The sequence below is a fragment of the Escherichia sp. E2748 genome, from assembly GCF_005781125.1.
In the GTDB taxonomy this organism is placed as follows: Bacteria; Pseudomonadota; Gammaproteobacteria; order Enterobacterales; family Enterobacteriaceae; genus Escherichia.
Genome location: NZ_VATP01000010.1, coordinates 1 through 14,740, shown reverse-complemented (window position 1 = coordinate 14,740; position 14,740 = coordinate 1). Strand labels below are relative to the sequence as shown.

Annotated in this window: 12 protein-coding genes; 8 read left to right on the top strand and 4 right to left on the bottom strand. The window is 50.6% G+C overall.

The genetic code is table 11. The annotated features are described in order from the left end of the window. Positions 1-146: 146 nt before the first annotated feature. Complete coding sequence (gene asnA / locus FEK42_RS10835; RefSeq protein ID WP_000845136.1) at positions 147-1,139, top strand: aspartate--ammonia ligase; 993 nt, start codon at positions 147-149, stop codon at positions 1,137-1,139. Positions 1,140-1,143: 4 nt separating this feature from the next. On the opposite strand, the gene viaA is transcribed toward asnA, so the two are convergent. Together viaA and ravA are read right to left on the bottom strand one after the other, a co-directional pair. Beyond that, entirely contained in the window at positions 1,144-2,595 is a 1,452-nt protein-coding gene (gene viaA, locus FEK42_RS10830) for an ATPase RavA stimulator ViaA (protein ID WP_135493172.1), read from the bottom strand. Beyond that, positions 2,589-4,085 (bottom strand): ATPase RavA, encoded by a 1,497-nt coding sequence (gene ravA / locus FEK42_RS10825; RefSeq protein WP_130206836.1) that lies wholly within the window; start codon positions 4,083-4,085, stop codon positions 2,589-2,591. Before ravA ends, viaA begins: the two co-directional genes overlap by 7 nt. Positions 4,086-4,307: 222 nt before the next feature. Between ravA and kup the strand changes: the two genes are divergently transcribed. The 7 genes from kup (at position 4,308) to rbsR (ending at position 12,213) form a co-directional block, all read left to right on the top strand. Then, the gene (gene kup / locus FEK42_RS10820; protein WP_130206838.1) at positions 4,308-6,176 is read left to right on the top strand and encodes a low affinity potassium transporter Kup; all 1,869 of its coding nucleotides are present in this window, start codon (positions 4,308-4,310) and stop codon (positions 6,174-6,176) included. Between the two features lie 168 nt (positions 6,177-6,344). Further along, complete coding sequence (rbsD, locus tag FEK42_RS10815) at positions 6,345-6,764, top strand: D-ribose pyranase (protein WP_130206840.1); 420 nt, start codon at positions 6,345-6,347, stop codon at positions 6,762-6,764. A gap of 7 nt (positions 6,765-6,771) precedes the next feature. Then, positions 6,772-8,277: a ribose ABC transporter ATP-binding protein RbsA gene (gene rbsA / locus FEK42_RS10810; protein WP_135493173.1), complete on the top strand. Its 1,506-nt coding sequence runs from the start codon at positions 6,772-6,774 to the stop codon at positions 8,275-8,277. A gap of 4 nt (positions 8,278-8,281) precedes the next feature. Further along, positions 8,282-9,247 carry a ribose ABC transporter permease gene (gene rbsC, locus FEK42_RS10805; protein WP_000211858.1) on the top strand — a complete coding sequence of 322 codons (966 nt, stop codon included), beginning with the start codon at positions 8,282-8,284 and terminating at the stop codon, positions 9,245-9,247. A gap of 24 nt (positions 9,248-9,271) precedes the next feature. After that, the gene (gene rbsB, locus FEK42_RS10800) at positions 9,272-10,162 is read left to right on the top strand and encodes a ribose ABC transporter substrate-binding protein RbsB (RefSeq protein WP_001056273.1); all 891 of its coding nucleotides are present in this window, start codon (positions 9,272-9,274) and stop codon (positions 10,160-10,162) included. A 125-nt stretch (positions 10,163-10,287) separates the two neighbouring features. Beyond that, the gene (gene rbsK, locus FEK42_RS10795) at positions 10,288-11,217 is read left to right on the top strand and encodes a ribokinase (RefSeq protein ID WP_130215333.1); all 930 of its coding nucleotides are present in this window, start codon (positions 10,288-10,290) and stop codon (positions 11,215-11,217) included. 3 nt (positions 11,218-11,220) lie between these two features. Further along, positions 11,221-12,213, top strand: a complete 993-nt coding sequence (rbsR, locus tag FEK42_RS10790) for a ribose operon transcriptional repressor RbsR (protein ID WP_130261125.1) — start codon at positions 11,221-11,223, stop codon at positions 12,211-12,213. On the opposite strand, the gene mdtD is transcribed toward rbsR, so the two are convergent. Next, positions 12,179-13,606, bottom strand: coding sequence for a multidrug transporter subunit MdtD (gene mdtD, locus FEK42_RS10785; protein WP_135493174.1), 1,428 nt, complete (start codon positions 13,604-13,606; stop codon positions 12,179-12,181). The genes rbsR and mdtD overlap by 35 nt on opposite strands. Before the next feature lie 22 nt (positions 13,607-13,628). Then, complete coding sequence (locus FEK42_RS10780; protein WP_130222537.1) at positions 13,629-14,321, bottom strand: FadR/GntR family transcriptional regulator; 693 nt, start codon at positions 14,319-14,321, stop codon at positions 13,629-13,631. Positions 14,322-14,740 lie beyond the last annotated feature (419 nt).

Here is a 14,740-nt window from a genome sequence, read left to right as displayed (position 1 = left end):
TTTCTTATGTGTATTGATGATTTATTCTATTTTAGCCTTCTTTTTTAACGAATCAAAAGTGTGCGAGGCTTTTTATTGAATGATTATTGCATGTGTGTCGGTTTTTGTTGCTTAATCATAAGCAACAGGACGCAGGAGTATAAAAAATGAAAACCGCTTACATTGCCAAACAACGTCAAATTAGCTTCGTGAAATCTCACTTTTCTCGTCAACTGGAAGAACGCTTAGGCCTGATTGAAGTCCAGGCGCCGATTCTTAGCCGTGTGGGGGATGGCACGCAGGATAACTTGTCGGGCTGTGAAAAAGCGGTACAGGTAAAAGTGAAAGCTCTGCCTGATGCCCAGTTCGAAGTGGTTCATTCACTGGCGAAGTGGAAACGTCAGACATTAGGGCAACACGACTTCAGCGTGGGCGAAGGGCTGTACACGCACATGAAAGCCCTTCGCCCCGATGAAGACCGTCTTTCCCCGCTGCACTCGGTCTATGTTGACCAGTGGGACTGGGAACGCGTAATGGGTGACGGTGAGCGTCAATTCTCCACTCTGAAAAGCACAGTAGAGGCGATCTGGGCGGGAATTAAAGCAACCGAAGCTGCTGTTAGCGAAGAGTTTGGTCTGGCACCGTTCCTGCCGGATCAGATCCACTTCGTACACAGCCAGGAGTTACTGTCTCGTTATCCGGATCTCGATGCCAAAGGGCGTGAGCGGGCGATTGCGAAAGATCTTGGCGCGGTATTCCTTGTAGGGATTGGTGGCAAGCTGAGCGATGGTCATCGCCACGACGTGCGCGCACCGGATTATGATGACTGGAGCACCCCGTCAGAGCTGGGCCATGCGGGTCTGAACGGCGATATTCTGGTATGGAACCCAGTACTGGAAGATGCGTTTGAGCTTTCTTCCATGGGGATCCGCGTGGATGCCGACACGCTGAAGCATCAACTGGCGCTGACCGGTGATGAAGATCGTCTGCAGCTGGAATGGCATCAGGCGCTGCTGCGTGGTGAAATGCCGCAGACCATCGGTGGCGGTATTGGCCAGTCTCGTTTGACTATGCTGCTGCTGCAACTGCCGCATATCGGCCAGGTTCAGTGTGGTGTATGGCCGGCAGCCGTTCGCGAGAGCGTCCCTTCTCTGCTGTAATCGTTTATCGCCGCCAGCGTCTGAGCAGGCGGCTTCGCATCCCGGTATCAAAGCGCCAGATATGATCGAAAATGCGCATGATGCCGGGTTTGCCGTGTGCTGACATCGCCACGGCGTGAAAGCGATGCTGATGTACCCGCTGCAACTCTTTCACTTTACTCGTCACATCGTCAGGCAACCGCTGGGCGATAAAATCAGAAATCACCACCGCATCAGCGTCAAACCATTCCCGACTTTGTAAGCGTTCCATAATGGCGCGAAAACAACTGGCCAGATCGGTGCCGCCACGAAACTGCTGACTTAAAAAGCGGATCGCTTGTTCAAGACCTTGTGGGCCTGAAAGCTCGTAACGGACGAGCTCGGTGGAAAATAACATAATATAGCAGCGTCGATTTTCAGCGAGGGCTATGCGCATCAAGGCCAGGCAGAACGCTTTCGCACACTGCTCATTAAAACCGCCCATTGAGCCGGAAGTATCTACGCAGACAATAAACGGTCCACGCGGTTGTTCGTCGTAATCTTTATGTACCACCGGGCGTTCGATCACTTTTTCACGCCATGATTCACCGTGCAGACGATAGGTGAGCAACTGTTTTTCCACCAGCCGACGATAAAATTCATATTCCAGTTCAGTGATGCCCAGTGTCGCCAGTTCCGGCGGCAGAAGGCGTAAAATATCATCGCTTTGTTGCAGGCCATCAACCTGCTCAGGAACGGTTGCCGGTTCGCGCACCATAGTGCGGAAGGTTTCCATCTGCGCATCGTTGCGGGGTATTGATTTGGCCTCCCGCGAACGTCCCAGCTGTTCCGCCAGACGTTTCAGTTCCGGCTGTTCGTTAAGAAATTCCCCGTATTTCACAATCAACTGATAGTCGCTGCGTTTAAGCTGACCGGCGCTCATATCCCACAGACGACCGGCTGCGGTGTTGTTATCTGCCAGAACTGGTTCGAGCTGTCCGCTTAATGTCATGCGTTCCTGAACTTCGCTCAACAGTTGTTCGCGTTCTTCTTCTAATAACTGCTGATTCAGGGTCGTCGCTTGCACAATCAGGCTTAAGCGCCAACGCTGGAGAAAAAGCGTATGCAATGACGGAGTGATAGTGCTGTTAGCATCAACCAGCTGTCGGGCTTGTTCGGCCCACGGGGAATTCAGACGATGCAGTAAGTCCAGAATCTGCGGTAGCTGCACAATAAACTGCGGCGTGGAGAGAAGCTGGCTTTGCTGATAGCACATGACCTCTTCAGTGAGTTCCGGCGGGACACGCGTATCTTTCAGACGGCTATGCAGCACCTCACGCCAGCGGGGAATATCATCGGTGATTGCCGCCTTGAGGCGCGGGAATTTTTCAAAGAATACCACCAGCTGCGGTGAGGCCAGCAGCGCGATGATCATCTCTTCGATCAATCCCTCTTCGCTGACGGCCAGCATCACATTGAGCGTATCCAGTGTTAGCATTGTTGCGCCTGGCGAATCTGGGCGCCGACATCCTGTAGGCTGGCTTCAATGCGACCTAACCAGTCGCCAGGGATAAACAGACATTTTTGCTGTTCGCTGAATAAAATGTGTTGCTTACGCCAGTCGCTTTCAAGCTCTTCCAGTTGTTGTTTTATTTCATCTGGTAGACCTTCAGCCGATGAACCGGGGAGCGCCAGCATACTGCCTTGTAAACTTACATCGCGTACAACCAGATGTTGGGCGCTATCAACTTCCAGATTCAGTTTCTGGGCAAAGCCGATACCGTTCAGTTTGCCACGAATTTCACCACCTTTGCTCAGCCACTGTTCCAGCGCGCTACGCTCAAAGGAGATATGAACTACTTCCATATCATGCAGTTTTAACGGTTTTTGCAGCAGCAGAGTCAGATTGGAAGCAGTAACGTTGACAGGAAGCTGATACTGCTGACGACGGCTGAAAATGCCGCCCAGACGAATTACCGTTAAGGCTGTTTTATCGCTTTGTTGCTGCTGGAGTTGCAGACGACGTTGCACAATCGCGCCCAGGCGGGTCAACATCCCCTGCTGTTGCCAGGCATGACCGGTCATCAATAAATCAATTTGTTGTTGAATCAAATTCAGGCTTTGCGCGTCATACCACAGGCAATCTTTCAGCAAGATAAGATCAACCGGGGCAACAGCACTGCGACCACTAAAAAAAGCGCTGGCCTGCAATAAGCGGATCGCTTTTTTCCAGCGACGATCGGAGACGTAAGGCGCATCTGGTAATTTATCCAGTTGCTGGCGCAGCATAAAAATCAGCTCAAATACATGATCGGGCAGCGTAATTTCACTAATCTCTTTCTGCCAGCGTTCATATTCTTCATCAGTGACCTGCAAGGCGGCAGGAACCGGATTGTTATTTTCATCTTGTTGGCTGGTCAGCATGGAGCGGAAATTCGCTTTATCCTGCACTTTATCTAACCACAGACGAATCAGCATGCGGTCATATAACGCTTCCAGACTGCTGTCTGCTTCCGGCAGCTCGTTGGAGGCCGCCACGAGCAAGCGCATCGGGATTTTTTCGACATGAGCACCGTTACGGAATTGACGTTCGTTAATAGCGGTTAGCAGGGTATTAAGAATTGCCGGGCCAGCTTTCCAGATTTCATCCAGAAAGACGATTTCTGCTTCCGGCAGGTAACCGCTGGTTAAGCGTTCATAGCGTCCCTCATCTTTTAACGCCTGAATGGAAAGGGGGCCAAAAACTTCTTCCGGGGTGGAGAAGCGGGTCATCAGATATTCAAAATCGCGCGCATTCTGGAAGGCGAATTTTAAGCGACGGGCGATCAGACTTTTAGCAATACCTGGGGGGCCAAGCAGGAACACGCTTTCACCACTTAATGCCGCTAACAAACACAGGCGGATGGCGTGGCTACGTTCATAAAGCCCCTTTTCCAGCGCGCTGCTCAGGCGGGAAATTCTTTCCGCTAATAAATGAGGGTGAGCCATAATGAAGTGGCGTCCTTTCGTCAAAAGTTCTGCGTAAATTGCGAGTATAGACGTTTCTTGCTGGTGGCAAAAATAGTCTCAAAGAAGGGATATTTTTCTTTGAGCCAGGTTAATGTGGCCGCATTTAGGAGTACGATTTTGCCGTTAATCGTGCATACTGAGCGCTTTTTTGTGGGCCAAGGGACTACGCACACATTTCATATTTCAACGAAAGACTAGTCTATGAGCACTGATAATAAGCAATCGTTGCCCGCGATAACCCTCGCGGCGATTGGAGTTGTCTACGGCGATATTGGTACCAGCCCGTTATATACACTTCGTGAATGTTTGTCCGGCCAGTTTGGTTTTGGCGTTGAACGCGATGCCGTGTTTGGCTTTTTATCGCTGATCTTCTGGCTGCTAATCTTTGTGGTTTCCATCAAATACCTTACCTTCGTGATGCGCGCGGATAACGCCGGAGAAGGGGGAATTCTGACGTTGATGTCGCTTGCCGGGCGTAATACGTCGGCGCGAACGACCTCAATGTTAGTGATTATGGGGCTAATCGGTGGCAGCTTTTTCTATGGTGAAGTCGTCATAACACCTGCTATTTCGGTGATGTCTGCCATTGAAGGTCTGGAAATCGTCGCCCCGCAACTGGATACCTGGATAGTTCCCCTCTCAATCATCGTTCTTACTTTACTGTTTATGATTCAAAAACATGGCACGGCTATGGTCGGTAAGCTGTTTGCGCCGATCATGCTGACCTGGTTTTTGATTCTGGCAGGGCTGGGGTTACGTAGCATTATTGCTAACCCGGAAGTGCTGCATGCGCTGAATCCGATGTGGGCGGTGCATTTCTTCCTTGAATACAAAACGGTTTCTTTTATTGCATTAGGGGCGGTGGTGCTGTCGATTACCGGAGTCGAGGCGCTGTATGCCGATATGGGGCATTTTGGTAAGTTCCCGATTCGCCTGGCGTGGTTCACTGTCGTCTTGCCTTCCTTAACCCTTAACTACTTCGGCCAGGGAGCGCTGTTGTTAAAGAACCCGGAAGCGATTAAGAACCCGTTCTTCCTGTTAGCACCTGATTGGGCGCTAATCCCGCTGCTGATTATCGCTGCACTGGCAACGGTGATTGCCTCGCAGGCCGTTATCTCTGGCGTTTTCTCATTGACGCGTCAGGCGGTACGTCTGGGATATCTTTCGCCGATGCGTATCATTCACACCTCCGAAAGGGAGTCAGGGCAAATCTATATTCCGTTTGTGAACTGGATGCTCTATGTCGCGGTCGTGATTGTGATTGTCAGCTTTGAGCACTCCAGTAACCTGGCGGCGGCGTATGGGATTGCGGTGACCGGAACGATGGTACTGACGTCTATTCTTTCGACTACCGTGGCGCGTCAGAACTGGCACTGGAATAAGTATTTTGTTGCGCTGATCCTGATAGCCTTCCTTTGTGTCGATATTCCATTGTTCACCGCTAACCTCGATAAACTGCTCTCCGGCGGCTGGTTGCCATTGAGCCTCGGTACGGTGATGTTTATCGTGATGACCACCTGGAAGAGCGAGCGTTTCCGCCTGCTGCGACGGATGCATGAACATGGTAATTCTCTGGAAGCGATGATTGCTTCGCTGGAGAAATCACCGCCCGTTCGCGTTCCCGGAACCGCGGTGTACATGTCGCGTGCAATCAACGTCATTCCCTTTGCGCTGATGCATAACCTTAAACATAACAAGGTATTGCATGAGCGGGTGATTCTGTTAACTCTGCGTACCGAAGACGCGCCATATGTCCATAACGTCCGTCGGGTACAGATTGAACAACTGTCGCCCACTTTCTGGCGCGTGGTGGCAAGTTACGGCTGGCGGGAAACGCCAAACGTGGAAGAAGTCTTCCACCGCTGTGGCCTGGAAGGGTTAAGTTGCCGGATGATGGAAACCTCCTTCTTTATGTCCCATGAGTCGTTGATCCTCGGCAAACGCCCGTGGTACTTACGTTTGCGTGGCAAACTGTACTTGCTGTTGCAGCGTAATGCACTGCGTGCACCAGATCAGTTTGAAATCCCACCAAACAGGGTTATTGAACTAGGTACTCAGGTCGAAATCTAACGCCAGACGCCTCCTTTCTCCATAAAGGAGGCGTTTTTGTTTTTCATGCTTAATCACGATGTAAAACGTTTCGATGTTGATCACATTTCAGTAACGTTGCGATGGTTTTCTCTGTTCTGTCAGGATTAAACTGCTGGTCAGCGAAACGTTTCGCTGATGGAGAAAAAAATGAAAAAAGGCACCGTTCTTAATTCTGATATTTCGTCGGTGATCTCCCGTCTGGGGCATACCGATACGCTGGTGGTGTGTGATGCTGGTTTACCCATCCCAAAAAGTACAACGCGTATCGATGTGGCATTAACCCAGGGCGTACCTTCTTTTATGCAGGTACTGGGAGTTGTTACGAGTGAAATGCAGGTTGAGGCAGCCATTATCGCGGAAGAGATCAAACAACATAATCCGCAACTCCACGAAACGTTGCTCACTCACCTTGAGCAGCTGCAACAACACCAGGGAAACACCATTGAAATTCGTTACACCACGCATGAACAATTCAAACAACTAACCGCAGAAAGTCAGGCGGTAATTCGCAGCGGAGAATGTTCTCCGTATGCGAATATCATTCTCTGTGCTGGCGTGACGTTCTGAGGTCGTCATGGAAGCATTACTACAGCTTAAAGGCATTGATAAAGCCTTTCCGGGCGTAAAAGCCCTCTCGGGCGCCGCGTTAAATGTCTATCCGGGCCGCGTAATGGCGCTGGTAGGCGAAAACGGCGCGGGTAAATCCACCATGATGAAAGTGCTTACCGGTATCTATACTCGCGATGCCGGTGCGCTTTTATGGCTGGGGAAAGAAACGACATTTACCGGGCCGAAATCTTCCCAGGAAGCCGGGATTGGGATTATCCACCAGGAGCTGAACCTGATCCCGCAGTTGACCATTGCCGAAAACATTTTCCTCGGTCGTGAGTTTGTTAATCGCTTTGGCAAAATTGACTGGAAAACCATGTATGCCGAAGCGGATAAATTGCTGGCTAAACTTAACCTGCGCTTTAAAAGCGACAAGCTGGTGGGAGATCTTTCCATCGGTGACCAGCAAATGGTTGAAATCGCCAAAGTGCTGAGCTTTGAGTCGAAAGTCATCATTATGGATGAACCGACAGATGCGCTGACTGATACCGAAACCGAATCCCTGTTCCGCGTCATTCGCGAGCTGAAATCGCAAGGGCGCGGCATTGTCTATATCTCCCACCGCATGAAAGAAATCTTCGAGATTTGCGATGACGTTACCATTTTTCGTGACGGGCAATTTATTGCCGAGCGTGAAGTGGCATCACTGACCGAAGATTCGCTGATTGAGATGATGGTGGGCCGCAAGCTGGAAGAGCAGTATCCACACCTGGACAAAGCGCCGGGAGATATCCGCCTGAAAGTCGATAATCTCTGCGGACCTGGTGTTAACAACGTCTCTTTTACCCTACGCAATGGCGAAATCCTTGGCGTCTCTGGTTTGATGGGCGCGGGGCGTACCGAATTAATGAAAGTGCTCTATGGCGCACTGCCGCGCACCAGCGGTTATGTCACGCTGGATGGGCATGAAGTTATTACTCGTTCACCGCAGGATGGTCTGGCAAACGGCATTGTGTATATCTCTGAAGACCGTAAACGCGACGGTTTAGTACTGGGCATGTCAGTAAAAGAAAATATGTCGCTGACTGCGCTGCGCTACTTCAGCCGTACTGGCGGCAGTTTGAAGCATGCCGATGAACAACAGGCAGTGAGTGATTTTATTCGCCTGTTCAATGTGAAAACGCCATCAATGGAACAGGCAATTGGCCTGCTCTCCGGTGGCAATCAGCAAAAAGTGGCGATTGCCCGCGGTCTGATGACGCGCCCGAAAGTACTTATCCTTGATGAACCTACCCGTGGTGTAGATGTCGGCGCGAAAAAAGAGATCTATCAACTGATCAACCAGTTCAAAGCCGATGGCTTGAGCATCATTCTGGTGTCATCAGAGATGCCAGAAGTATTAGGCATGAGCGATCGCATCATCGTCATGCATGAAGGGCATCTCAGCGGGGAATTTACTCGTGAGCAAGCCACCCAGGAAGTGTTAATGGCTGCCGCTGTGGGCAAGCTTAATCGCGTGAATCAGGAGTAAAAAAATGACAACCCAGACTGTTTCTGGTCGCCGTTATTTCACGAAAGCGTGGCTGATGGAGCAGAAATCGCTTATCGCTCTGCTGGTGCTGATCGCGATTGTCTCGACGTTAAGCCCGAACTTTTTCACCATCAATAACTTATTCAATATTCTCCAGCAAACCTCGGTGAACGCCATTATGGCGGTCGGCATGACGCTGGTGATCCTGACGTCGGGCATCGACCTGTCCGTCGGTTCTCTGTTGGCGCTGACTGGCGCAGTTGCTGCGTCTATCGTCGGCATTGAAGTCAATGCGCTGGTGGCTGTCGCTGCCGCACTGGCATTAGGTGCCGCAATTGGTGCGGTAACAGGGGTGATTGTGGCGAAAGGCCGCGTCCAGGCGTTTATCGCTACCCTCGTGATGATGTTATTGCTGCGCGGCGTGACTATGGTTTATACCAACGGTAGCCCAGTGAATACCGGCTTTACTGAGAACGCCGATCTGTTTGGCTGGTTTGGTATTGGTCGTCCGCTGGGCGTACCGACGCCAGTCTGGATCATGGGGATTGTCTTCCTCGCGGCCTGGTACATGCTGCATCACACGCGTCTGGGGCGTTACATCTACGCGCTGGGCGGCAACGAAGCGGCAACGCGTCTTTCTGGTATCAACGTCAATAAAATCAAAATCATCGTCTATTCTCTTTGTGGTCTGCTGGCATCGCTGGCCGGGATCATTGAAGTGGCGCGCCTCTCCTCCGCACAACCCACGGCGGGGACTGGCTATGAGCTGGATGCTATTGCTGCGGTGGTTCTGGGCGGTACGAGTCTGGCGGGCGGAAAAGGTCGCATTGTTGGGACGTTGATCGGCGCATTAATTCTTGGCTTCCTTAATAATGGATTGAATTTGTTAGGTGTTTCCTCCTATTACCAGATGATCGTCAAAGCTGTGGTGATTTTGCTGGCGGTGCTGGTAGACAACAAAAAGCAGTAATAACGACTACAGGACATCTTGAATATGAACATGAAAAAACTGGCTACCCTGGTTTCTGCTGTTGCGCTAAGCGCCACCGTTAGTGCGAATGCAATGGCAAAAGACACCATTGCGCTGGTGGTTTCCACACTCAATAACCCGTTCTTTGTATCGCTGAAAGATGGCGCGCAGAAAGAGGCGGATAAACTCGGCTATAACCTGGTGGTGCTGGACTCCCAGAACAACCCGGCGAAAGAGCTGGCGAACGTGCAAGACTTAACCGTTCGCGGCACCAAAATTCTGCTGATTAACCCGACCGACTCCGATGCAGTGGGTAACGCCGTGAAGATGGCAAACCAGGCGAACATCCCAGTTATCACCCTTGACCGCCAGGCCACGAAAGGCGAAGTGGTGAGCCACATTGCTTCTGATAACGTACTGGGCGGCAAAATCGCCGGTGATTACATCGCGAAGAAAGCGGGCGAAGGTGCCAAAGTTATCGAGCTGCAAGGCATTGCCGGTACATCCGCAGCCCGTGAACGTGGCGAAGGCTTCCAGCAGGCTGTTGCTGCTCACAAATTTAACGTCCTTGCCAGCCAGCCGGCAGACTTCGACCGTACCAAAGGTTTGAACGTAATGCAGAACCTGCTGACCGCTCATCCGGATGTGCAGGCAGTGTTCGCGCAGAACGATGAAATGGCGCTGGGCGCACTGCGTGCGCTGCAAACTGCTGGTAAATCGGATGTGATGGTCGTCGGATTTGACGGTACACCTGATGGCGAAAAAGCAGTAAATGATGGCAAACTGGCAGCGACTATCGCTCAGTTACCCGATCAGATTGGCGCGAAAGGTGTCGAAACCGCGGACAAAGTTCTGAAAGGCGAAAAAGTTCAGGCGAAATATCCGGTTGATCTGAAACTGGTTGTTAAGCAGTAGTCTTAGTCAGGTTTTATAACCTGATAGTGGCATCAATACGTCATCGACAGATGAACGTGTAATATAAAGAAAAGCAGGGCACGCGCCACCCTAACCCGGTGGCGCATTTTATGGACATCCCGAATATGCAAAACGCAGGCAGCCTCGTTGTTCTTGGCAGCATTAATGCTGACCATATCCTTAATCTTCAATCTTTTCCTACTCCAGGCGAAACCGTAACCGGTAACCACTATCAAGTCGCATTTGGCGGCAAAGGCGCGAATCAGGCGGTGGCAGCAGGGCGTAGCGGCGCGAATATCTCGTTTATAGCCTGCACGGGCGATGACAGTATTGGCGAGAGCGTACGTCAGCAGCTCGCTACTGATAACATTGATATTTCACCTGTAAGCGTGATCAAAGGTGAATCAACAGGTGTGGCGCTGATTTTTGTTAATAGTGAAGGCGAGAACGTCATCGGTATTCATTCCGGTGCTAACGCTGCCCTTTCCCCTGTGCTGGTAGAAGCACAACGCGAGCGTATTGCGAATGCCTCAGCATTATTAATGCAGCTGGAATCACCACTCGAAAGTGTGATGGCAGCAGCGAAAATTGCCCATCAAAATAAGACTATCGTTGCGCTTAACCCGGCCCCGGCTCGCGAACTTCCTGACGAACTGTTGGCGCTGGTGGACATTATTACGCCAAACGAAACGGAAGCAGAAAAGCTCACCGGTATTCGTGTTGAAAATGATGAAGATGCGGCGAAGGCGGCGCAGGTACTGCATGAAAAAGGTATCCGTACTGTACTGATTACTTTAGGAAGTCGTGGTGTATGGGCTAGCGTGAATGGTGAAGGTCAGCGCGTTCCTGGATTCCGGGTGCAGGCTGTCGATACCATTGCTGCCGGAGATACCTTTAACGGCGCGTTAATCACGGCGTTGCTGGAAGAAAAACCATTGCCAGAGGCGATTCGTTTTGCCCATGCCGCCGCTGCGATTGCCGTAACACGTAAAGGCGCACAACCTTCCGTACCGTGGCGTGAAGAGATCGACGCATTTTTAGACAGGCAGAGGTGACGCTTGGCTACAATGAAAGATGTTGCCCGCCTGGCGGGCGTTTCTACCTCAACAGTTTCTCACGTCATCAATAAAGATCGCTTCGTCAGTGAAGCGATTACCGCCAAAGTTGAAGCGGCGATTAAAGAACTCAATTACGCGCCATCAGCTCTGGCGCGTAGTCTCAAGCTTAATCAAACACATACCATTGGCATGTTGATCACCGCCAGTACCAATCCTTTCTATTCAGAACTGGTGCGTGGCGTTGAACGCAGCTGCTTCGAGCGCGGCTATAGTCTTGTCCTTTGTAATACCGAAGGCGATGAGCAGCGAATGAATCGTAATCTGGAAACTCTGATGCAAAAGCGTGTTGATGGCCTGCTGTTACTCTGCACCGAAACGCATCAGCCTTCGCGTGAAATCATGCAACGTTATCCGACGGTGCCTACCGTGATGATGGACTGGGCGCCGTTCGATGGCGACAGCGATCTTATTCAGGATAACTCGTTGCTGGGAGGGGATTTAGCGACGCAATATCTGATCGACAAAGGTCATACTCGTATCGCCTGTATTACCGGGCCTCTGGATAAAACGCCTGCACGATTGCGGCTGGAAGGTTATCGGGCGGCGATGAAACGTGCTGGCCTCGACATTCCCGATGGCTATGAAGTGACTGGCGATTTTGAATTTAACGGCGGGTTTGACGCGATGCGACAGCTGTTATCACATCCTCTGCGTCCTCAGGCGGTCTTTACCGGAAATGACGCAATGGCAGTGGGTGTTTACCAGGCGTTGTACCAGGCTGGATTGCATGTCCCGCAGGATATCGCGGTGATTGGTTATGACGATATTGAACTGGCACGTTATATGACGCCACCGCTCACTACTATCCATCAACCGAAAGATGAATTGGGAGAGCTGGCGATTGATGTACTCATCCACCGAATGGCGCAGCCAACCTTACAGCAACAACGATTACAACTTACTCCGATTCTGATGGCGCGCGGCTCGGCTTAGATTTTTGCTGGCGTTTAATCAAATTATTACCATCAGTTGCCTTCAGGAGCATGAACATCGCTGCTGAAGCAACCGTAATCATCCCCATCGTAATAAACGTATAGTGGAATTGTTCAACAATCGTCGTACCTTCCATCCCTTCGTAAACGCGAAGAACGGCTGCGCTAACGGCTACACCTAAACTGATCGACAACTGTTGCGTGACAGCCAGAACGCTATTACCACTGCTGGCGTTGTCATCGGTCAGATCGGCAAGTGTTATGGTATTCATCGCGGTAAATTGCGTCGACATCGCCATCCCTAAAATAAACAACGGCAAAATTAGCATCCAGATCGCCATTGCCGGAGATTGCAATGAGAACTGGGCGATCATCAAACCAATAATCACCGTAATTCCCACTAACGTATGGCGATAGCCCAGACGCCGTAAAACCTGCGTAACCATCGATTTCGCAATAATGGAGCCTAACGCTATCGGTGCCATCATGCAGCCAGCAATAAACGCCTGATAACCAAATCCTACCTGTAACATCAATGGCATAAGGAACGGTACACAGCCGGTCCCCAGACGGGTTGCAATATTGCCTACGATACCGATCGAGAAAGTGCGGGTTTTAAATAAATTTAATGAAATTAATGGGTTTGGCGTTCGTCGCGCATGGAGGATATAGAGAAGCAGTAACACTATGCTGGCCACAATGACCGTCAAGGCGATCCAGGTTTCAACAATTTTCTCACCAAACAGCTCTATTCCACTTGAGAAGAGCACAAGGCTAAGACCAAACAGTAAGAAACCAGTGATATCAAATTTTCGACGTGCTGTGGTGAAGTTGGGCATATGTTTGCGAGCGTAAAGAAGGCCCGCAATACCAATGGGAATATTGATTAAAAAGATCCAGTGCCATGTCGCCCACGTGACTAACATGCCCCCAAGAACGGGCCCTAAAATCGGCCCTACCAGACCCGGCATGGCGACAAAATTCAGTACCGGGAGGAGTTCATTGCGTGGGTATGCGCGCAGTAACGCCAGGCGAGCGACCGGCATCATCATTGCGCCGCCTATCCCCTGAATAACACGGAAGACAACCAGTTGTGGCAGCGAGTTTGAGAGTGCGCAGGCCAGAGAACCCAACGTGAACAAGCTAACGGCAATGGTGAAAACGCTGCGTGTGCCGAAGCGGTCGGCCAGCCATCCGCTGACCGGAATAAGCATCGCCACCGTCAGCGTGTAACTGATGATGGCCGATTGCATAGCGAGGGGGGAGCGATTAAGACTATGAGCGATATCGGGTAGGGCTGTATTCAGGATAGTGGCATCAAGTGCCTGCATGAAGAAAGCCATCGCCGCAATCCATGGCAAACCCGCCATACTGCGCTTCTTTTTCTCGCTCATTCAATGTCCCTTTGTCTGGTTATCACTTATCCGGAGTGTGTAGTAGCGCCTGACAAGCCTTAAATGCCGCGTTGCCATCGCTTTGGATAATCGCATCGACGATCGCCTGGTGCAGATCCAGCTTTATCACGGTGTCACTGGTTATTGACGTGAAGTAAGTGTGATAAACCGAATGGAATAGCGAGGCGAAAGAGGTCAAAAACGGATTGGCGCTCATTTCATAGATGTGCTCATGCCAGGCCATATCGACCTCAACCCAACGTTCTCGGCGAAAGTTATCTTTTAATGCGACCATTTCGGCCATTAGCGTGTTGAGATGCGCCTTCTGTTCTGCTGTTCCTACCGTTGCAGCCAGTAAACAGGCTTGCGGCTCCAGACAGATACGCATAACCAAAAAGTGATCAATGACCTGATGAAAGTTCTCTTCTGTCATCCACCAGGTGAGTAATTCCTGATCAAGAAAGTTCCAGTTGGATTGTGGCATGACCCGAGTACCAATTCGTGGACGCGGTAAAACCATCCCCTTTGCCGTTAACGTCTTGACCGCTTCGCGTACCGCAGTACGACTCACACCAAATTGCTCACCCAGTTCAATTTCACCCGGCAAAATGGTGCCAGGTGCGTATTCACCTTTTAAGATTCGTTGTGCCAGCTTCTCAGCCAGAACATATGAAAGGTTTTTCTGTGCAGCTAACTGTTGTGCGCTTAAAGGCATTACTTATCTTCCTTTTTCTTTTTATTCCTCTTTAGTATGCCACCTGGAAGTGTGATTGCGGTTGCAAAAACGGCAAATTGCTTGTTTTATGGCACGCTTACAGGTGTTTTGCTGAAAAAATGCGCATTCGGAAAATTATTTTAAATTTCCTCTTGTCAGCTCAGAATAACTCCCTATAATGCGCCACCACTGACACGGAACAACGGCAAACACGCCGCCGGGTCAGCGGGATTCTCCTGAGAATTCCGGCAGAGAAAAGCAAAAAAATGCTTGACTCTGTAGCGGGAAAGCGTATTATGCACACCCCGCGCCGCTGAGAAAAAGCGAAGCGGCACTGCTCTTTAACAATTTATCAGACAATCTGTGTGGGCACTCGAAGATACGGATTCTTAACGTCGCAAGACGATAAATGAATACCA

What these genes read in the sequence shown, in the direction of transcription:
- asnA (WP_000845136.1), top strand. Translation starts at nt 147, where the DNA reads ATGAAAACCGCTTACATTGCCAAACAACGTCAAATTAGCTTCGTGAAA.
- rbsC (WP_000211858.1), top strand. Translation starts at nt 8,282, where the DNA reads ATGACAACCCAGACTGTTTCTGGTCGCCGTTATTTCACGAAAGCGTGG.
- FEK42_RS10780 (WP_130222537.1), bottom strand. Translation starts at nt 14,321, where the DNA reads ATGCCTTTAAGCGCACAACAGTTAGCTGCACAGAAAAACCTTTCATAT.
- rbsK (WP_130215333.1), top strand. Translation starts at nt 10,288, where the DNA reads ATGCAAAACGCAGGCAGCCTCGTTGTTCTTGGCAGCATTAATGCTGAC.
- rbsB (WP_001056273.1), top strand. Translation starts at nt 9,272, where the DNA reads ATGAACATGAAAAAACTGGCTACCCTGGTTTCTGCTGTTGCGCTAAGC.
- kup (WP_130206838.1), top strand. Translation starts at nt 4,308, where the DNA reads ATGAGCACTGATAATAAGCAATCGTTGCCCGCGATAACCCTCGCGGCG.
- viaA (WP_135493172.1), bottom strand. Translation starts at nt 2,595, where the DNA reads ATGCTAACACTGGATACGCTCAATGTGATGCTGGCCGTCAGCGAAGAG.
- rbsD (WP_130206840.1), top strand. Translation starts at nt 6,345, where the DNA reads ATGAAAAAAGGCACCGTTCTTAATTCTGATATTTCGTCGGTGATCTCC.
- rbsA (WP_135493173.1), top strand. Translation starts at nt 6,772, where the DNA reads ATGGAAGCATTACTACAGCTTAAAGGCATTGATAAAGCCTTTCCGGGC.
- mdtD (WP_135493174.1), bottom strand. Translation starts at nt 13,606, where the DNA reads ATGAGCGAGAAAAAGAAGCGCAGTATGGCGGGTTTGCCATGGATTGCG.
- ravA (WP_130206836.1), bottom strand. Translation starts at nt 4,085, where the DNA reads ATGGCTCACCCTCATTTATTAGCGGAAAGAATTTCCCGCCTGAGCAGC.